The organism is Streptomyces sp. NPDC030840 (assembly GCF_055572015.1).
Map to the genome: position 1 here is coordinate 220,124 of NZ_JBVIEE010000010.1, position 18,425 is coordinate 238,548.

15 protein-coding genes and 1 pseudogene are annotated in these 18,425 nt (G+C 73.6%); 10 read left to right on the forward strand and 6 right to left on the reverse strand.

What is annotated here, in order from left to right; genetic code table 11:
* The first annotated feature begins 330 nt into the window (after nt 1–330).
* The 3 genes from ACZ49J_RS23040 (at nt 331) to ACZ49J_RS23050 (ending at nt 2,219) form a co-directional block, all read left to right on the forward strand.
* Nucleotides 331–1,296: a zinc-binding dehydrogenase gene (locus tag ACZ49J_RS23040; RefSeq protein ID WP_467450863.1), complete on the forward strand. Its 966-nt coding sequence runs from the start codon at nt 331–333 to the stop codon at nt 1,294–1,296.
* Between the two features lie 141 nt (nt 1,297–1,437).
* Nucleotides 1,438–1,647 carry a helix-turn-helix domain-containing protein gene (locus ACZ49J_RS23045; protein ID WP_467450862.1) on the forward strand — a complete coding sequence of 70 codons (210 nt, stop codon included), beginning with the start codon at nt 1,438–1,440 and terminating at the stop codon, nt 1,645–1,647.
* Nucleotides 1,647–2,219, forward strand: coding sequence for a Clp protease N-terminal domain-containing protein (locus ACZ49J_RS23050; RefSeq protein ID WP_467450980.1), 573 nt, complete (start codon nt 1,647–1,649; stop codon nt 2,217–2,219). Before ACZ49J_RS23045 ends, ACZ49J_RS23050 begins: the two co-directional genes overlap by 1 nt.
* Nucleotides 2,220–2,294: 75 nt before the next feature.
* Here the strand turns inward: ACZ49J_RS23050 and ACZ49J_RS23055 are convergent, their stop codons facing one another.
* The 6 genes and pseudogenes from ACZ49J_RS23055 to ACZ49J_RS23080 all read right to left on the reverse strand — a co-directional run bounded on the left by ACZ49J_RS23055 (nt 2,295) and on the right by ACZ49J_RS23080 (nt 6,807).
* Complete coding sequence (locus ACZ49J_RS23055) at nt 2,295–3,413, reverse strand: helix-turn-helix transcriptional regulator (protein WP_467450861.1); 1,119 nt, start codon at nt 3,411–3,413, stop codon at nt 2,295–2,297.
* A 1-nt stretch (nt 3,414) separates the two neighbouring features.
* On the reverse strand, nt 3,415–4,368 hold the full coding sequence (locus ACZ49J_RS23060) for a DUF4097 family beta strand repeat-containing protein (protein ID WP_467450859.1): 954 nt from the start codon (nt 4,366–4,368) through the stop codon (nt 3,415–3,417).
* A 333-nt stretch (nt 4,369–4,701) separates the two neighbouring features.
* Nucleotides 4,702–4,905 (reverse strand): hypothetical protein, encoded by a 204-nt coding sequence (locus ACZ49J_RS23065; protein WP_467450858.1) that lies wholly within the window; start codon nt 4,903–4,905, stop codon nt 4,702–4,704.
* A gap of 328 nt (nt 4,906–5,233) precedes the next feature.
* Entirely contained in the window at nt 5,234–6,061 is an 828-nt protein-coding gene (locus ACZ49J_RS23070) for a hypothetical protein (protein WP_467450984.1), read from the reverse strand.
* A pseudogene (locus tag ACZ49J_RS23075) lies at nt 6,038–6,500 on the reverse strand (SWIM zinc finger family protein); the annotation flags it as partial. The pseudogene ACZ49J_RS23075 and the gene ACZ49J_RS23070, both read right to left, overlap by 24 nt.
* Before the next feature lie 124 nt (nt 6,501–6,624).
* Nucleotides 6,625–6,807, reverse strand: coding sequence for a DUF6104 family protein (locus ACZ49J_RS23080; protein ID WP_467450856.1), 183 nt, complete (start codon nt 6,805–6,807; stop codon nt 6,625–6,627).
* Nucleotides 6,808–7,042: 235 nt separating this feature from the next.
* Here ACZ49J_RS23080 and ACZ49J_RS23085 point away from each other — a divergent pair, with 235 nt between their 5' ends.
* The 7 genes from ACZ49J_RS23085 to ACZ49J_RS23115 all read left to right on the forward strand — a co-directional run bounded on the left by ACZ49J_RS23085 (nt 7,043) and on the right by ACZ49J_RS23115 (nt 18,260).
* Nucleotides 7,043–7,630, forward strand: a complete 588-nt coding sequence (locus ACZ49J_RS23085; RefSeq protein ID WP_467450854.1) for a CU044_2847 family protein — start codon at nt 7,043–7,045, stop codon at nt 7,628–7,630.
* On the forward strand, nt 7,627–9,894 hold the full coding sequence (locus tag ACZ49J_RS23090; protein WP_467450853.1) for a VMAP-C domain-containing protein: 2,268 nt from the start codon (nt 7,627–7,629) through the stop codon (nt 9,892–9,894). Before ACZ49J_RS23085 ends, ACZ49J_RS23090 begins: the two co-directional genes overlap by 4 nt.
* A gap of 147 nt (nt 9,895–10,041) precedes the next feature.
* Complete coding sequence (locus ACZ49J_RS23095) at nt 10,042–11,067, forward strand: AAA family ATPase (protein WP_467450852.1); 1,026 nt, start codon at nt 10,042–10,044, stop codon at nt 11,065–11,067.
* Nucleotides 11,068–11,692: 625 nt separating this feature from the next.
* Nucleotides 11,693–15,133, forward strand: coding sequence for an SAV_2336 N-terminal domain-related protein (locus tag ACZ49J_RS23100; RefSeq protein ID WP_468350027.1), 3,441 nt, complete (start codon nt 11,693–11,695; stop codon nt 15,131–15,133).
* Nucleotides 15,134–15,158: 25 nt separating this feature from the next.
* The gene (gene fxsA, locus ACZ49J_RS23105) at nt 15,159–15,380 is read left to right on the forward strand and encodes an FxSxx-COOH cyclophane-containing RiPP peptide (protein WP_467450851.1); all 222 of its coding nucleotides are present in this window, start codon (nt 15,159–15,161) and stop codon (nt 15,378–15,380) included.
* A gap of 196 nt (nt 15,381–15,576) precedes the next feature.
* Nucleotides 15,577–16,764, forward strand: a complete 1,188-nt coding sequence (locus ACZ49J_RS23110; protein WP_467450850.1) for an FxsB family cyclophane-forming radical SAM/SPASM peptide maturase — start codon at nt 15,577–15,579, stop codon at nt 16,762–16,764.
* Nucleotides 16,764–18,260, forward strand: a complete 1,497-nt coding sequence (locus ACZ49J_RS23115; RefSeq protein WP_467450978.1) for an aKG-HExxH-type peptide beta-hydroxylase — start codon at nt 16,764–16,766, stop codon at nt 18,258–18,260. The genes ACZ49J_RS23110 and ACZ49J_RS23115 overlap by 1 nt, the downstream gene beginning before the upstream one ends.
* The last annotated feature ends 165 nt before the right edge of the window (nt 18,261–18,425 follow it).

Genomic DNA, 18,425 nt, shown 5'->3' on the forward strand with positions numbered 1-18,425 from the left:
TCTGGCGGGTTGGCTCCGCGGGGATCGTTCTGTGGGTTTGGGTCCCGTCCGGTTGGGCGGGGCCCGAACTGTTTTCCGGGTTGGCGTCTGGGTGCGTGCCTGCGGTTGTGTCAGGGGGGGTCGGGTCGGCCTCGTCTGCCGGGTTCTGTGTGGGGTCGGGTGCGGGCCCGTCGTGGCTTGTCGCGCAGTTCCCCGCGCCCCTTAGAAGCACGGGCCGTGCCCGGCGGCGCCGGACGCGCCCCGGACGAGTGGCCCCCGCGGCACCCCGGAGGGGCATGTCACAGGCGGGGTTGGTTCCCTAGGTTCGGGCGGAGCCCTAGGGTCAAGGTCATGTTCGCTGCTTACGCTGCTCGGATTGACCGTGACCAGCCTCTTCACGGGCTGGAGTTGGGGGAGCGCCCGGCTCCCGAACCGAGGCCCGGCTGGACGACCGTGAAGGTGAGGGCGGCCTCGCTGAACCACCATGACCTGTGGTCCCTGAAGGGCGTCGGGCTGGGTGAGGACAAGCTGCCGATGATCCTGGGGTGCGATGCGGCCGGCGTCGACGAGGACGGCAACGAGGTCGTGCTGCACTCGGTGATCGGCCAGAGCGGCCACGGGGTGGGCCCGAACGAGCCCCGCTCCATCCTCACCGAGCGCTACCAGGGCACCTTCGCCGAACTCGTCGCCGTACCCACGTGGAACGTGCTGAAGAAGCCCAAGGAGCTGTCGTTCGAGGAGGCGGCCTGTCTTCCCACGGCGTGGCTGACGGCGTACCGCATGCTGTTCACCAACGCCGGGGTGCGGCCGGGCGACTCGGTGCTCGTGCAGGGGGCCGGGGGCGGCGTGGCCACGGCGGCCATCGTGCTGGGCAAGGCCGCCGGACTGCGGATGTTCGCCACCAGCCGTGACGAGGCGAAGCGCAAGCGGGCCGTGGAACTGGGTGCGGTGGAGGCGCTGGAGTCGGGGGCGAGGCTCCCGGAGCGCGTCGACGCCGTCATCGAGACCGTGGGCGCCGCGACCTGGTCCCACTCCGTGAAGTCCCTGAAGCCCGGTGGCACGCTCGTCATCTCGGGTGCCACCAGCGGTGACCGTCCCTCCCACGCCGAACTGACCCGTATCTTCTTCCTGGAGCTGAAGGTGGTCGGCTCCACGATGGGCACGAAGGACGAGCTGGAGGATCTGCTGTCCTTCTGCGCGGCGACGGGTGTGCGGCCGGTGATCGACGAGGTACTGCCCCTGGACCGTGCGCGCGAGGGCTTCGAGCGTCTGGAGGCCGGTGATCTGTTCGGGAAGATCGTGCTGACGACTTCTTGAGGCGTGGGGGTCCCCGTTCTGCGGGTGACCTCGTGAAAGGCGGGCTCGGCGCTGTCGAGCCCGCCTTTTCGTGTGTCTGGGGAGAGAAGGGAATGTCAACTGGGGTTGACGTCGCCGGGCGTGTCAACTTACATTGACATCATGACCGAAGCAACGGATCTCGCAGCGCGTGCGGGTGACCGTGATCCGCGGATCGGACTGCGGGCGGTCGCCGCACTGCGGAGGCTGCTGGAGCAGCTGGAGGCGGTTCAGGTGCGCAGTGCGCGCCAACAGGGGTGGTCGTGGCAGGAGATCGCCACCGAACTCGGAGTGAGCAGGCAGGCCGTGCACAAGAAGTACGGGAGGCGATGATGTTCGAACGGTTCACGAAGGACGCCCGCGCCGTCGTCCTCGGCGCGGTCGACCACGCCGAACGCTCGCGCGCGGCCGTGGTCGACGAGGAGCACCTGCTGCTCGCGCTGCTCGACCGGGAGGCGGGCCGCGCCGCGCTCGCCCTCGACGCCCTGGGGCTGGCCGGGCGGCGGGGCTCCGTGGGGCGTGCGGTCGCGGAGGCCCGCCGGCGGGGCGGGCTGTCCCGCGCCGACGCGGAGGCCCTCTCCGGTCTCGGGATCGACCTGACGGAGATCGTGTCCCGGGTCGAAGAGGTGCATGGGGTGGGGGCGTTGGAGTCGGGCAGGGCGAGGGGGAGAGGCGGCCGGTGGTCCCGGCACCGTCCCTTCTCCCGGGGTGCCAAGGATCTGCTGTCCCAGTCCCTCCGCGTCGCCCTGGCCCGTCGCGACCGCCATGTCGGAGACGAGCACCTCCTCCTGGCCCTCACGGCCCGCCCGGGAGTCGCCGCAGAGGCCCTCGCGGATCACGGGGTGACGTATGTGGCGGTGGAGCGGGTGCTCCGGGGCGGCGGGGAAGAGGCGAAGGCCGGCTGAGGTCCTGGGAGCCTCGACCGTCTCGGCCTCCGCGTACACCTCCTTGCACGCCGCCGTACGCACCACCGCTCGCCCTCAGGCCTTGGGTACCCGCAACGCCGCCCCGATGTGGGCCGCCGCCGTGGACAGGTGGCGTCGGACCTCGCGGAGTTGGTCCTCGGTGACGCCGTGGTCGCGAGCCGCGTCGCGGATGTCGTCACGGAAGCGGTCGAGGAGGCGGTCGAGGTCGCGGGCGGGATGGCCCGTGGAGGGCTCGTGGGCCCACACGGGCTCGTACTCGGCGGGGAAGCCCGCCGGGGTGGTCGTGTACTCCGGGTGCGGTGGGGCGGTTTTCGACGACTCTGCCGTGCTCGTCTCCGGGGCCTTGTCCGCGGTCGTGTCGGCTGCCGCTCCTGGGCGGCCGAAGCCGAAGTCCGGGCCGACATCCTTCCCGGAGTCCTTGCCGAAGTTCTTTCCGAAATCGCCGAACTCCTTGGCCAGTTCGGACAGGCCCTCCCGCACACCGGTCGGCCAGTCGCCCCGCGCGAAGTGGTCCTGGACCTGTTCCTGGACGCGCCTGGCGATGCGCTGGACCTCCTCCTGCGCCTGGGTACGGGCGCGCTCCTGGGCCTCCTTGGCCTGGTGACGGGCCCGCTGGGCCTCCTCGCGGGCCCGGCGGCTCTCGTCCTTCGCGCGGCGGGCCTGCTCCTTCCACTCCTGCTTGACGCGCCGCATCTCCTCCTTCGCGGCGCGCCAGGCCTCGTTGTCGGCGTACTGGCCGAAATCGCCGAGCGAGCCGTGCTGTCCGGGGTCGGCCCTGTTGCCCTTGCGGGCCTCGGAGGCCGCCACGCGCATCTCACGGCGCAGGTCACCCGCCGCGCCCCTGACGTCGGCACGGATCTCCGCGGCCAGCTCCGCCACCGACTCGCGGATCTCCAGCTCCAGGTCGGCCAGCTCGCCGCTGCGGTCGGCCAGCTCGGCGCGGCCCGCGTCCGTGATCGCGTACACCTTGCGGCCGCCCTCGGTGGTGTGGGTGACCAGGCCCTCGGCCTCCAGCTTGGCAAGGCGCGGGTAGACGGTGCCCGCTGACGGCGCGTAGAGACCCTGGAAGCGCTCTTCCAGGAGGCGAATCACCTCGTAGCCGTGGCGCGGGGCCTCGTCCAGCAGCTTCAGCAGGTAGAGGCGGAGGCGTCCGTGGGCGAAGACGGGGGGCATGTCAGAGCACCTTCTTGTCGGTCGTGCCGTCGGACGCATTCTCGCCGGAGGCGGTGCCGACCGGTATCGGATCCTCCGGTTCCGGGGGGATCGGCGCGTTCGAAGAGTGCGGTGCGGGCCCCGGGTCCGTGTCCCACGGCTCGTCCTCCGACGGGGGCCTGCGGAGCAGGGCGATCGAGCCGGAGACCGTCGTCGCCCTCAGCCGGCCGTTGCCCTCGCCCAGGCGTCCCGTCATCTTGTGGGCGCCCCAGGGGCCGCTGATCCGGAGGTCGTCGAAGGCGTTGGAGATGATGCCGCTCGCTGTGTTGGCCTCGACCTCCGCGTCCGCGAGGTGGGGGAGACGGATGGCTATCTCGCCGGAGACGCTGGTGAGGCCGACGTCCGTGGGGCGGTTCGTGGGGTCGAGGTCGAGGATGATCGAGCCGCTCACCGAGTCCGCCTTCACGGTCGGGCAGGAGCCCTCGATGACCGTCAGATCACCGGAGACGGAGCTCATCCGGAGGTCGCCGGTGACGGCCTGCGCCTCCACGCTCCCCGAGACCGTCGTCGCACGCACCGGGCCCGAGAGGCCGACCAGAGTCGTGTCGCCCGAGACGCTCTTCACGTCCGTGCGCCCGTCGAGCCCGGAGACGACGGCCGTCGCGCCGACGACGCCCACCTCGACGCGCGTGCCCGCCGGGACCGCCAGGGAGACCAGCGCATCGCGGCGCCGGCCCTTGCGGTCGAGCCACTTCAGGAAACCCCTCCAGGGGAGGTCGTCGTACGTCACCGTCAACGTGCCGTCCTCCTGCGTCACCGTCAGGGGTGGGCCCTCGATGTCGGAGACCTCCAGGCGGGGGGAACCCTCGTCCGTGCCCATCACGTTCACCGTTCCGCTGACGATGCGCACGTGGAGGGTCGTCACGGGGTCGTCGAACGTGAGCTTCTGCGGCTCAGCGACGGACCACTCGGGCATGGTGCCGACCTCCTCGACCGGACGGGACGCGCCATATCGCGTCTTCCGTTATTCACGATATATCGCGGTCATGGAAAGTCAAGGCACCCGTTCGGGTGACGCCCCGGGGACGTGCGGCGTAGCCCGCTCGTCGCTCCCTGTCGCTCCCTCGTCGGCGGCGCCCCTCGGGCCCCGGAAGCCCAGGCCTGCTCAGCCCCGTCGGTCGACGCCCGTCGCGCGTCATGGCCGTGCCTGGCGCCGGCCCACGGCAGCCCGACGCCCCCGTGAGGGGAAGCGCGCCCGCCTCCCGCGCGCGGGCCCTGGCGGCCGTACGCGCGCGGGAGGCGAGCCCTCTCAGCGCAACACGTCGCGCAGCAGCCTGGCGTTCTTCACCAACTGGCTCGATCCCGTGCGCCCGGCCACCGCCACGACCTCGGCCATCTCCCCCTTGGCGGCGCAGCGCGAGGCGCACTCGACGGCGAGGGAGAGGAGCGCCCCCGCGCCCCGGACCGGTGTGTCAAGCAGCAGTCCCGGCAGGGCCGCTTCGAGTAGGACCACACGGTGGCGTAGGAGCCCGTGTCGGCCGCGGCGCGCAGTGAGCCGTACACCCGGTTCGCCTCGGCCCACTTGAGGTGAGTGGCAGGCCCGCAGCGCAGCAGCTCCGACAGCCGGCGCCCGAGCGGTTTGCCGTCCAACCGGCCCCGCGCGGCGAGCACCGGCAACGCGTCCACCGCCGCGTCCCGTTCATCCTGCCGGGCGTACGACACGCCGAACGCGAGAGCCAAGTGCACCGCGTATCCCGCGGGGCCGCCGGACTCCGTGACGAACGGCAGGACACGGGTCCACCTCCGGGAGGTGTCGCGGGACCCGAAGTAGTCGCGGGCCATCACCTCCTCGCGGTGATGCGGCAACTGCGCCCCCAGAAGGGCGCGGGCGGCTCCGCGATGTACGCGTGCCGGTACGGCCCGACCAGGGCGGCGGCTGCCGGCGGGAGCGGAGGGTCGAGGACCACGCCGGGCCGGGCGGGGGTCCACCACTCCGAGGTGACGTCCGCATGCTGCGACCCGTGCCACCCTTCGGGCTCGGATTCCTGGCGCGGCAGGCCGCCCTGGTTCAGCCACCGAGCCAGCCGCTGTCCGGCCTCGGAGCGCAGGTCGCCGGCCGCGCGCAGTACCCGCTCCTCCCGGATCGGGGTGACCCGCAGCAACGCCTGTGCCAGGTCGACCGGAGCGGGAGTGACGCCGAGGTCGTCCAACGCCGAGATCCGTTCCACCAGCACCGCGGCGTCCAGGGCTCCGGTGGCGAGGGCCGGCACGGCCAGCAGGAACGGCTGCGTCCCGGACTTGATGACGTCGATCGCCTCGGTCGGCCGGGCCATGAGCAGCGTGCCGGCCAGGGAGTGGGCGTGTCCGTCCCGCAGGACGGCGTCGCGGACGTGGACGGCGCGCTCCCTCGGTTCCTCGCCCCGTACCGCCCGCGCCACGTCGTACAGATCGGCCTGGGCGGAGTCGGAGGACCAGCGCGGCTCCCTGCGTATGACCGGCTGCAGCGCCGCGGCCAGAGCGGTCCGGTCGAGACGGGCGTGCCCAACCAGTCCGTCCAGCGCGCGCTCGAACGCCACCACGTCCTGGTCGTTCGCCACGACCGTTGCGACCTCCTGCGCGACCTCGGCGGCCGTCGCGATGGGGCCGGGTACGGGCCGGGGCTTGGCCACGACGGGCAGTACGTAACGTCCTGACCTCCATCTCGTCCGGACCGACGGCCAGATGCAGCGGGTCGAGGCCGCCGATCCTCGCGAGTGCCCTCCGCGGCGGGGAGTTGATGTCGACGTTGCTGGTGCCGTGACCGACGTCGTCACCGTCGAGGCCGGCAGCGAGCACGTCCAGGCGCGCGTAGACGCCGCAGCAGCCGGAGAAGGACTCCATCCGCAGCCGGTCGCCGCCCGCCGTCACCACCGGGTCCGGTGAGGCCGACGCCCCCGGCTGGTAGTAGCGGGTGACCGCCACTTCGGCGACCGTCAGCAACGCCGCCGAAGCGGCGGCCGGCGCGGTCAGGAAACCGTTGAAGAACCGCGGATGGGCCGCCTCACCGGACGGTGTGGCACCGCCGGGGGTCTCCAGCGCGAGGGTGTGGCCGGCGGCGGACTCACGCACGGCCGAGGGCGTAAGTAGGCGTAGGACTGCAAGAGTGAGGTCACGCGGACACGCTGGACCGGGGCACTGACACGAAACGTCACAGCGGCTGGGCCGGTACGTCCCGCATGCCCCACGTGTCGATCTACTCGTCGTCGTCCTCGTCGTCCAGCCGGGCCAGCCACGTGGCCAGGCGCTCCACCGGTACTTCGAAGTCCGGGTTCAGGTCGACGAACGTCCGGAGCTGCTCGGCGAGCCACTCGAAGGTGAACTCCTCCTCGCCGCGCCGCTTCTCCAGCTCCTCGATGCCGCGGTCGGTGAAGTACATGGATGGTGCTCCGTTGGTTCTGTGAGGGGTGGGAATCGTCCCTGGCGGGAAGAACACTTCCCTTACGGGAAGAAAGGGCGAGGACTTCCCGTGCGAGAAGTCAAGGAAAAGGATATGCGGCGGAGCGGGGCGCCCGAGGGGTGCTCGCGGGCCGGCCACCACGCCCCTGGCCTGCGCGCGACGGGCGGGCGGGGCCATGGGGCTCGGGGGAACGGGGGATGCCATGGAGGACGCGGTGACGCGCGTCGCGCGGATCGAGATGCCGGACGGGACGCCCGTGTGGGCCCGGATATCGGGGGCCGAGGAGCTGGCGGTTCAGTCCGGGGAGCTGTCGTACACGGACACGGGGTTCGCGGAACGGGTGGAAGCGCAGGTCGAGAGCCTGCAGGCGGTCGTCACGAGTGTCGCGCGCTCGCTGGCCGAACCGCTGCGGGCGGTGCGCCCGGACGAGGTCAGCGTCGAGTTCGGGATCGAGCTGACGGCGAAGGCGGGCAAGGTCGTCGGCCTGCTCGCGGACGGTGAGGCCAAGGCGGGCATCAAGGTCACGCTGACGTGGAACGGCGGGCCGCCCGACCCGGGCTCGCCCGTCTCCGGCTCGTCGGGTACGGGCTCGGCCGCCGACACCGCCTCCGTCCCTGAGGAGGCGGGGACGGACGGGGCAGGCTCCGTCCCAGCTCCCTCCGTCCCAGCTCCCTCCGCCCCCGGCTCGGCCGCTCCCCGGTCGGCCGACGGTGTGCGCCTCGGTGACGGGCGCGCGGGCGCGTCTTCCGGCGCTTCGGTGCAGGGAGGCGCGGGCGCCCCCTCCACCAGGGGCGGGGCATGACGGGCGGGCACGCCCCGGGCGCATCGGACGGATTCGGCGACGCCCACCGTGCGCTCCGTGAACTCGTCATGGCCGCGACAGTGCGCATCCATCGGGCGGGGGTCGGGTATGCCCTCGACGAGCCCGGGACGTTTCTCGGCAGTGGCTTCTTCGTCGCGCCGAACTGGGTTCTGACCTGCGCGCACGTGCCGAGGAGCGGGAAGGGGGGTGAGGTCACGGTGGTGTACGAGAACGGCCCGTACCGGGGTACGTCCGCTGTCGCCGGAGAGGTGGCGGCCACCCTCCCGGAGTACGCCGGGCTCCCCCCGCAGGGCACCTGGCCGGCCCCCGACCTCGCCCTCGTACGGCTCCGCGAACCCGTGGACCACGAGTGCGTGTACGTCTCCGAGCGGCCCGCGGCGTATTACAGCGAGAGCAGGGTGCTCTACGCCGGGTGGACCGTGCTGGGCGGGCAGCTGGTGCTGCTGGACGGGCCGCTGTCGGTGCACGGCGGGGTGCGCGGAGCGTCCGCGGGTGTGCAGACGCGGCTGGGCGACAACGACCTGCCGCCCGGCGTCTCCGGGGGACCGGTGGTCGATCCCGAGCGCGGCGAGGTCATCGGCATCCTGAAGTCCCGGTCGGACCGCGGCAGCGGCGGCACCTCCATGGGCGTCGAGCAGTTACGGACGCTGCCGGTACCGTGGGGAGGGACGCGCGCCGAGCACGACGACTCGTACCAGGCGGTCTTCCACGCCCATGACCGCTACCACCGGGACCGGCAGCACGCCGACTCGGTCCGTCCCACCTGGGCCGACGCACAGGGCCGGCTCGGTGCGCGTCCCGGGCGCACGCTCAGCCCCGACCAGCGCATCGAGTTGCTCGGCCGGCTCGCGGACCTCCCGCCTCCCGCCAGCACCCGCGACCTCCTCGACATCCTCGACTCCCTGCCGGACCACGAGGCCGCGGTTCCGCCACCGGCGCCGCGCGGCTGGCGCGACGGTCTCGGCGCGCTGTACGTCAGCGCGCGCCACGACGGTGCGCTGAAGCTCATCCTCGACTACGTGGTCGCGGTGCTGTTCGCCGAGCGTCCGTACTCCACGCCCGGCACCCAGGAGGCCGAGGACGCCCTGTGGGACTGGGTACGGCAGGCCGCGCAGCGCCTCGCCCCCAAGCACCGGCGCAGGTTCTCCGAGCAGCGGACGGAGTGGATGCGGCAGCGGTCCCAGGCGTCGCGGCCGCCGTCGGGCGGTCAGGGACACGCGCAGCCGCACTCCGTACACCACGTGGCGGCGCCCGCGCACGGGGAGCACGTGGCGGCGCCCGCGCACGGGGAGCACGTGGTGGCGCCCGCGCACGGGGAGCAGGAGGTGGCGCCCGCGCACGGCGCGTTCCGCCGGTCCGCGCTGCTCGAACTCCTCCCGCGCGGCTGGCAGCCCGACCACTGCGACTGGCGGGTCTCCGTGGTGCACCCCGACGGGGGGACCGAGCGCCTCGACGAGGCCGAGCAGGTCCCCCTGGACCGGCTGTGCGAGCGTCTGGCCGCGCCGCTGGCCGAGGCGTTCCGCCAGTGCGACGAAGCCGACGGTCCCGCCGTCCTCCAGGTCGCGCTGCCTCATGCGCTGCTCGGACTCGACGTGGACGCCTGGCAGTTGGCGCCCGGAGAGCAGCCGCTGGGCACGTACCGCCCCGTCATCGTCCGCAGCGCGGAACGTGAACAGCCCCTGGGCGGCGGCGAGTTCTGGCCAATTGAGCAGGAGCTGCCGTACGGGGGCGGCCCGCGGGGCGAGTATGGCGGGCATGACGAGCACGACCCGCACGACCCGCACGACGAGCGCGCCTCCCGCTGGCACTGGGTGCACGCGCACGCGGCCAAGGCGGAAATCCTGGACTGCGACGACGGATTACGGATACCCGTACCGACGGTGAACCGGCTGCGCGGTCTGCACCACGGCGCCGTTCCGGTGCTGTGCCGCTACGGCGACCAGCGCTTCGAGGACGACACGATGGCGCTCGCCCGGATCGTGCACGGCGGCTTCGGCGTGGTCCTGTGGCGGCGCCGGCGGGGCGGACGGGACTCCGTGTGCGGCGAGTTCCACCGGAGGGCGGGCGACACGGTCGCGGTCGCGGGTGGCGCCGACCGGCTTCCGGAACTCGTGCGCACGCTGCGGGCGGGGGTGCGCGCGGGGCGCACGGAGACGTTCTGGGCGGACGGCATCGCGCTGCTCTACGACGATCCGCACCACCCCCTCCCCGGCACCGGTGATGACCTGCTGGAGGCCCCATGACCCGACCCGGCCACCGAGCCCGCCGGGCTCTTACCAGGCCTCCCGAGGGTCGATACCGTGAGGGACGTTCGACGGACCGTAACGCATGTTCGACACCACATGTTCGACGGCTGCCAGGGACGGACGAGTGACGACGAGGACCGGACCATGACCGAATCCAGCGAGTGGCTCATCTACCGAGGCGCCGGCGAACCCCACGACGGCATGGACCGGCTGCCCCCACCCCCGCCGTGGCGCGACTTCGCGAGCCGGGAGACCGCCGGCCCCGGCGCGGACGGCTCCCGGAACCGCCGGCTCGGCGCGCACCGGCACCTCGCCGAGCTGCACCGGCCCGGCGCCGAGGAACTCGAGATGATCAACGCGGCCCTCTATCTGCGCCGCCCCCTCCTTGTCACCGGCAGCCCCGGCGCGGGCAAGAGCACACTGGCCCACTCGGTCGCGTACGAACTGGGCCTGGGCAACGTCCTCAAGTGGTCCATCGTCAGCCGCTCCACGCTCCAGGACGGCCTCTACCACTACGACGCCATCGCCCGGCTCCAGGACGTGCAGATCGCCGCGCAGGGCGGGTTCGGCAACGCGGCGGGCAACCCCGGAGCGGTCGAGGGCATCGGCAGCTACATCCGCCTCGGCCCCCTCGGTACGGCCCTGCTGCCGTACGACACACCCCGCGTCCTGCTCATCGACGAGCTCGACAAGAGCGACATCGACCTGCCGAACGACCTGCTCAACGTACTGGAGGAGGGCGAGTTCGCCATCCCGGAACTGGAGCGCGTCGCCGACCGGCTGCCGGACGGCGAGGCCGAGGTGCTCACAGCCGACGGCGCCAAGGTGCGGGTGCGCGACGGCCGGGTGCGCTGCCGCGCGTTCCCCTTCGTGGTGCTCACCAGCAACGGCGAGCGGGACTTCCCCGCCCCGCTGATGCGCCGCTGCATCCACCTGGAGCTCGGCCGGCCGGACCACAAACGGCTCGCCACCTTCGTACGCGCCCATCTCGGTGACGAGGCCGCGCGGCGCGGAGACGACCTGATCACCCATTTCCTGGAACGCTCCCGCAGTGAACTCCTCGCCGCCGACCAGCTGCTGAACGCGATCTATCTCACCGACGCGGCAGCCCCGACCAGCCGCGACCGACTCGCCGACCTGCTCATCCAGCGACTCGACCGCCCGAGGTGAGGCGCTGATGCCCGACGCCGCCGCGCGCCACGGTCCGGGCCCCTCCGGCGGAACACCCGGCGAGGGCCCCGACGCCGGATACTCCGACGCCCGGCACCCCGATGCCCGGCACCCCGACGCCCGGCACCCCGACGCCCGGCACCCCGACGACCGGCACCCCGACGACCGGCACCCCGACGCCGGGCAGCCCGCCATGCCCGCGGCCGAGGGATCGTCTGGCGTGCCCGCGGCCGACGGGTCGTCCGGCATGTCCGGGACCGACGGTTCGTCTGGCGTGCTCGGAGATGACGAAGCATCCGGCGTGCCCGGGAGCGACGGTTCGTCTGGTGTGCCCGCGGCCGATGGGTCGTCTGGCGTGCCCGGAGATGACGAAGCATCCGGCGTGCCCGGGACCGACGGTTCGTCTGGCGTTCCCGCGGCCGATGGGTCGTCTGGCGTGCCCGGAGATGACGAAGCATCCGGCGTGCCCGCGGCCGATGGTTCGTCTGGTGTGCCCGCGGCCGACGGTTCGTCTGGCCTGCCCGGAGATGACGAAGCATCCGGCGTGCCCGCGGCCGACGGTTCGTCTGGCGTGCCCGGAGATGACGAAGCATCCGGCGTGCCCGGGAGCGACGGTTCGTCCGGCGTGCCCGGGACCGACGGAGCATCAGGCGCGCCCCGGACCGACGGAGCGTCCGGCCTGTCCGGGGACGACCCGATCGCCGAACTGATCGCCCGGCTCAGGGAGATCGGGCTCGACCCGGACGGCGAGGCGTTGTGCGACGCCCTGTGGCTCGCCCGCTGGACGCGGCCAGGGAACGGCGACGAGGAGACCGAGCCGCCCACGCCGCCCGGCGTACGGCACGCGGAGGCCGGCGCGCCGGCTCCCGGCGCCACCACGTCCACCGGCGAGGGGGACACCCCGCCACCTCCCGTGCCGCCGCGGCCGCAGCCCTACGACGGGGAGGGCGACAGGCGCGTGGCCCTGTACCCGGTGCCGCAGCACGGTGCGCCGCGCGCCGACGGGCCGGGCCGGGCGACGGCGCTGCCGGTCGGGGTTCCCGCGGCCCCCGCCTTCCCCGCCCCCCTCGAACTCCAGCGCGCGCTGCGGCCGCTGCAGGGCTACCGCAGCGCCGCGCCGCCCCTGCGCAAGGTGCTCGACGAGACCGCCACGGCCGAGCTGAGCGCGCGGGCCGGCGGGCTGATCCTGCCGGTCCACCGGGCGGTGACCCGTGCCGACGCCCGGCTGCAGCTGGTCATGGACGCCTCGTCGTCGATGCGCGTGTGGGATCGGATGTTCGCCGAACTGGAGCAGGTCTTCGGCCAGTTGGGCGCCTTCTGGGACATCCAGGTCAGCCATCTCCACCAGGGCCCGGACGGTGCCCCGGCCGTCAGCCGCAGCCCGGAGGTGTACGCGGCGCCGCTGCACTCCACGGACCGGCTCAGCGATCCCACCGGACGCCGGATCACCCTCCTCGTCAGCGACTGTGCGGGCCCCCTCTGGCACAGCGGCCAGGCCCACCGCCTGCTGCACCACCTGGCCCGGCAGGCCCCCGCCGCGGTACTCCAGCCGCTGCCGCAACGCATGTGGAACCGCACCCGGCTGCCCGTCACCTACGGCGAGCTGACCCGGGGCGAGGCCCTCGGCGGCGCCGCCGCGCTGCGTGTGCGCACGGCTCCCGGAGGAACGCCGGAGAACCGCAAGGGCGCGCTCCCCGTGCCCGTCCTGCCGCCCGAGCCCGTCGCGCTGGGCGCCTGGGCGCGGCTGCTGTCCGGGGCCGGCGCGGGCCCGGTGGCCGGTGCCGTCGGCTGGGTGCGCGCGGACCAGCCGCCCGCCCCGGTGGCACGGCCCGGCCGCCGCCCCTCCGCGCTGGAACTGGTCAGCCGGTTCCGCTCCACCGCCTCCCCGGCCGCCGGACGGCTCGCCGTCTACCTGGCGGCGGCCCCGCTGTGCCTGCCGGTGATGCAGCTCGTGCAGCGGACGATGCTGCCCGACTCCGGCCCGTCCGAGCTCGCCGAGGTCCTGCTCAGCGGCCTGCTCACGCGCGCCAGGCCGGACTACGGGACGGACGGCGCCCCGTGGTACGAGTTCGCGCCGGGCGTGCAGGAGTCGCTGCTGTCCCCGCTGGGCCGGGACGAGGCCATGCTGGTCCTCAAGCACTGCTCGGAGTACATCGAACAGCGCTTCGGCAAGGGCGGCCCCAACTTCCCGGCGCTCGCCCTCGCCCAGCTCGGCGACGGCGGCGGCGACGCCGGCGGTGGCAGCGGTGGCAGCGGTGGCGGTCGCGAGGGGACGCCCGGACGCCCGTACGTGCCCGGCGACGGCTACCCCGGCGGGACCGTCGACAACGGCTTCAACGGCGCCCCGGCCCTCGTCCCGCAGCCCTTCGCGGAGGTGGCCGCCCGCGTCCTGGAGCGGTTCATGCCGCTGCCCCGGCAACTGGCGCTGTACGGCAGCCGGGAGCGCACCGGCGCGGTCGAGGAGCGGCCCACGCACCAGGCGGTGAACCGGGCCCGCGACCTGGTCGCACGCTTCGACCGCGAGGGCATGGTCCAGGACCTGATCGACGCCGTGCAGTTCCTGCGCGGTGCCACCGAACACGAACGACCCGACGACCGGGACCCCGAGCTGTGGGCCGAGTACGCCCACTGCGCGCTGCGCCTGTGGGAGGTGCAGGGCGGCGCCGACCTGCTGCGCGAGGCGGAGACGGCGGCCGAACGGGCCGTGGCCCACCCCGGCGCCGTACGCGAACGAGCCGTCCTGGCCCGGGTGCTGCGCTCGGCCGCCACCGACCGCAGGCGCCACGGCGACCGGCGGGGCGCGCTCGACCTGCTGCGGCGCGCCGACCGGGAGTACGCGGTGGCCTGCGCCGACCCCCACCTCGACGACGACAGGGAGGCGCTGCGGCTCACCCTGGAACGGGTGGGCGCCCTGGAGACCCAGTGGCGCCTCGGCGGGGACAGCGCGCTGCTCCAGGGGGCGGTCGGCATGCTGGAGGCGTTCGCCGACGCCTGGCCCGACCGCGGTGAGCACCCGCCCGAACTCCCGCTCGCCCACGGCCGGATCCTGCTCCGCCTGTCCGGCGCCACGGCCGACCCCGAGCAGGCCCGCGGGTACGCGGAACAGGGCGCCCAGTCGCTGCGTACGGCGCTGGAGGCAGCCACGGAAGCCGGCACGGCCACCCCCGAGGCGTCACGCGAACGCGTCCGTGTTCTCCTCGACCTGGTCGACGCGCTCCTCAGGGCGGGCGGCGACCTGGACGACGTCCGGGCCCGCGTCGAGGGGGCACTGACCACCACCCGTGACCAGACCCTGCGCGCCGCACTGCTGATCCGCTCCGGCCGCATCCACGTCACCCGGTACGCCGACTCGGGCGACCCGCGTGAACTCCAGGACGCGGCCGCCCGCTTCGGCGAGGCCGCCCAGCGGATGCCGCGGGACGCCCCCGCCCACGCCGACGTGCTCGCCGAATGGGGCGAGGTGCTCCTGCGCCGGGCGGGGCTGGAGACCGGCGGCGCATCCCCGGACCACCTGTCCCGCGCGATCCGCGTCCTGCGCGACTGCCGCACGGAGACCCCGGCGGGCACCGGCCGGCTGGCCCACCGCCTCCTCCTGCTCGGCCGGGCCCTGATGCTGAGGTACCGCGGCCGGGGTGACCGCGTCGACCTGCGCGAGGCCGAGTACCTGTTCGGCCTGGCGGCGGCCGAGGCGGCCGACGCGGACGACCCCCTGCTGGCGGCCCGGTGCTGGCTCGAACTGGGTCAGGTCCAGTTCGAGGCGTACCAGAGCCTGGGCCGTCAGCCGCGCCTCGACGAGGCGGTGGACGCGTTCCGCAGAGCCGCGGAGTCGGCCCGCGAGGCCGAGAACGTGGCCGAGACCGATCGCCGGCGCCAGGAAGCCGTGGAGCTGGGTGCGCAGGCGCACCACTGGCGGGGTATGTCCTACGAGGCGGGCGCCCGCCCGCGCGCCGCCCGCGAGGCCTACCGGTCCGCCCGGGCCGAGTGGTCCCGGCTGCCGGACGACATGGTGAGCACGGGCGAGCCGACGGCCCGGCAGACGGCGCAGCGGCTGGCGGAGCTGGAGTGACAGGGGAGAGGGGAGAGAACCGAGGATGGACGTACGGGGCGAGTCCGTGCGGGAGCCGGTGGGGCGGACGCCCGCCGGGGACGCGTGTCCCGCGGGCCCGGAGGCTCCGCTCCCTGATCTGCTGGAGCTGGACCTGGCGGAGCTGAGGACGATTCAGCATCCGGTGCTGAACGAGCTGGTGGAGGATCTGAGGGAGCGGGTGACCCGACCGAGCGAGACGTTGTGGGCGTTCACCAGCTCTTTCTGAGGGCCGGAGACCGCGGACTCCCGGCAGCGATCCGCCGCTCATGAGGAGTCACTTCCGGTCGAAAACATTTGCGGAACCGGTCAGGAGGGAACGCCAGGCGTTTGTCGGTTCCCGGTCCGGGAATGGCCCCCGCACGGGCAGGGGCCGTCACGCGCAGGCGCCGGCCGTCCAGCATGGGGGTGCCTGAGTGTCGGAAATGGTCCCTCCCCACGGCCCGGTGCCCGAAGGCCCGTTACCTTTCAGGCAGTTCATCGTGAAGGCGCACGGCCGCTGCAATCTCGCGTGCCGTTACTGCTACCTCTACGAGGGACCCGACGACTCCTGGCGTACCCGTCCGGCCGCCGCACCGCCCGCCGTCCTGGACCACACCGCGTCCCGCATCGCCGGGCACGCGCGCGCCCACGGGCTGACGGCGCTCTCCCTGGTCCTGCACGGTGGCGAACCCCTGCTCGCGGGAGCGGACACGCTCGCGGGCTTCACCGGCCTCGTCCGCGACAGGGTCCCGCCCACCTGCGCGGTGCACGCCACCGTCCAGACCAACGCCACCCTTCTGACGGAGAGCCGCCTCACCACGCTTGCCCGTCAGGGCATCCGCGTCGGTATCAGCCTCGATGGTGGCCTGCCCGCCCACAACGCACGGCGCGCCGACCGCACCGGGCGCCCGTCCTGGCCCGCGGCCGTGCGCGGTGCACGCCTGCTCGCGGACCGCTTCCCGTCCTCGTACGCCGGAATCCTCACGGTCGTGGACCCGACGCTGGACCCGCTCGAAACGTACGACTCCCTCCTCGCCCTGCGCCCGCCGGCCCTGGACCTCCTCCTGCCCCACGGCAACTGGTCGGCCCCGCCACCGCACCTCGAAGGTGCCCGCTACGGGGACTGGCTGTGCGCCGTCTTCGACCGCTGGTGGCGGGCCGGGCGGCGGGAGACGCGGGTACGGCTCTTCGAGGAGTGCGTCGCCCTGCTGCTGGGTCTGCCGGCCGCCACGGAGTCACTGGGCCTGGCGCCCTTCGACGCGGTGGTCGTGGAAACGGACGGATCGATCGAACAGGTGGACTCACTGAAGTCCTGCTACGCCGGCGCGGCGGAGACCGGCCTGGACGTCTTCCACCACGACTTCGACGAGGCCCTGCGCCACCCGGGTGCGGCCGCCCGCCAGGCGGGCCCCGCAGCTCTGGCCGCGGACTGCCGGGCATGCCCGCTCCTCCACGTCTGCGGCGGCGGCCACTACGCCCACCGCTACCGCTCCGGGCACGGCTTCGCCAACCCGTCGGTCTACTGCACGGACATCCAGCGCTTCATCAGGCACGTGGCGGCCCGCCTGACCGAGGCAGTGGCGCCGGCCCCCGCCCTGTCATCCGCCTCTCGCGACGGAGGCGCCCTGTGATACTCCGGCCGGTCCCGGACCGCGCGCTCCTCGAACTCGGCCGCACCGAGTGCGGCCCCGACACCCTCGCCCTCCTGATCCGCGACCAGGACACGCGGCGGATGCTGATGCTGCGTGCGGTGCTGGACGCGGCGGACAGGGCCGACGCCTCGGTGTGTTCCGCCGCGGCCCGGGTGCGGCTGCGGGAGGACTGGGAGCTGCTGGAGGAGGCTGACCGAGTGGCGTCGGCCGTGGGCGGGACCACGAGGTACGGGGCCGGCGACACGGGGGTGTCCACCAGCACGCCACGCTCTCCCGCCCGCGCCCGTCTCCTCTACCCCTTGGTCGGGCCCTGGGCCAGGCGCTGTCTGCGCGGGCTCGGTGCGGAAGCCGGGCCGGACGTGAAGCAGCAGGCCCATGAACTGAGCCACGATCTGGCCTACTTCAGTACGGTCGCCGCGGCGGCCGCGGTGCGGTGTGGAATTCCCTTCGCCCTGCCCCTGACGGCCGTCGGGGGAGCTCTCACCCTTCCCTCTCTGGGGATGCTGCGTACGGCCGCGTCGGGGGACGTCCGGATCGACGTGGTCCACCGGCGCGGACGGCTGACCCTGCGCCAGGCCGGGGCCGTGGACACCGTGGTGCACCTGGAGAGCGGTGTCGGGGCCTGGTCCTCGGCTTCCGCCTGGACACCCGCGTACGCGCTGCCCGGCCTCCTGCCGGGTGCCGCGCCCGTGCCGCTCGACGATCTCGACCCCTGTCGCGTCGTGCGCGGCGGCCCGCGCCACTGGCGGCTGGACGGCCCGGTGACCCTGGACGACACGGAGCGCAAGCAGTGGCTCCAGTCCTGGTCGGGCACCGCTGCCGAGCTCCGCCTCGGCGGCGAGCAGCGGGTCGTCGAGGCAGCCGCTCTCCTGCGCTGCCTGGTGCCCCTTCGGATGCCGCACGGCGCGCGTGCGGGAGGCCCTGGCACAGGCAGTCACAGCGGCACCCGGCGCGAGGCCTTCGGCGCTCTGCTCAGCAGTACGCCACCCACCCCGGGAGCTTTCGCGGCGACGCTCATCCATGAGCTGCACCACACCAAACTCGCCGCGCTCAGCGACATGGTGACGCTCCATCGGGCGAGCCCTCAGGAACGGTACTTCGCGCCCTGGCGCCCTGATCCGCGGCCGTACGACGGCCTGCTGCAGGGGGCGTACTCGCACCTGGCCCTCGCGGACTTCTTCCACCGCCGCGCGCTCGCCGGAGCTCATCCCGCCGATGAGGAGTCCGCCTGGGGCCGGCACGCGCGCCATCGCGAGCAGACCGGGGCGGTGCTGCCGGCTCTCGTCGGCTCCCCCGACCTCACCCCGCGGGGCCGCCGGTTCGTCGACCAGATGGTCGCGGTGTACGAGCGGATGGCGGAGCACCCGGCGCCAAGGGGGCATACCGCCCGCGCACGGGCGTACGTGAGCGCCGCGCGCGCCCTGTGGATGCAGCGCAACGCTTCCATCGCGCCCCCTGCGAACAAGGGGGGATGAGGCCGAATGAGTGAGGCTTTCAGCAGCCTTTGCGACCAGCCCGCGAGCAGTCCGCGATCTCTTGCGCGAAGATCGTCGGGCCGAGGAAACGAACCGAAGCGTCACCGCCCGTCGCCGACAGTGGCTATCGCGGCGCAGCGTCGAAGTTCTACCATTACGCGCGGG

Bases quoted from the DNA above. Each gene is read 5' to 3' on its own strand.
- ACZ49J_RS23040 (WP_467450863.1), top strand. From the start codon at position 331: ATGTTCGCTGCTTACGCTGCTCGGATTGACCGTGACCAGCCTCTTCAC.
- ACZ49J_RS23045 (WP_467450862.1), top strand. From the start codon at position 1,438: ATGACCGAAGCAACGGATCTCGCAGCGCGTGCGGGTGACCGTGATCCG.
- ACZ49J_RS23050 (WP_467450980.1), top strand. From the start codon at position 1,647: ATGTTCGAACGGTTCACGAAGGACGCCCGCGCCGTCGTCCTCGGCGCG.
- ACZ49J_RS23055 (WP_467450861.1), bottom strand. From the start codon at position 3,413: ATGCCCCCCGTCTTCGCCCACGGACGCCTCCGCCTCTACCTGCTGAAG.
- ACZ49J_RS23060 (WP_467450859.1), bottom strand. From the start codon at position 4,368: ATGCCCGAGTGGTCCGTCGCTGAGCCGCAGAAGCTCACGTTCGACGAC.
- ACZ49J_RS23080 (WP_467450856.1), bottom strand. From the start codon at position 6,807: ATGTACTTCACCGACCGCGGCATCGAGGAGCTGGAGAAGCGGCGCGGC.
- ACZ49J_RS23090 (WP_467450853.1), top strand. From the start codon at position 7,627: ATGACGGGCGGGCACGCCCCGGGCGCATCGGACGGATTCGGCGACGCC.
- ACZ49J_RS23095 (WP_467450852.1), top strand. From the start codon at position 10,042: ATGACCGAATCCAGCGAGTGGCTCATCTACCGAGGCGCCGGCGAACCC.
- fxsA (WP_467450851.1), top strand. From the start codon at position 15,159: ATGGACGTACGGGGCGAGTCCGTGCGGGAGCCGGTGGGGCGGACGCCC.
- ACZ49J_RS23110 (WP_467450850.1), top strand. From the start codon at position 15,577: ATGGTCCCTCCCCACGGCCCGGTGCCCGAAGGCCCGTTACCTTTCAGG.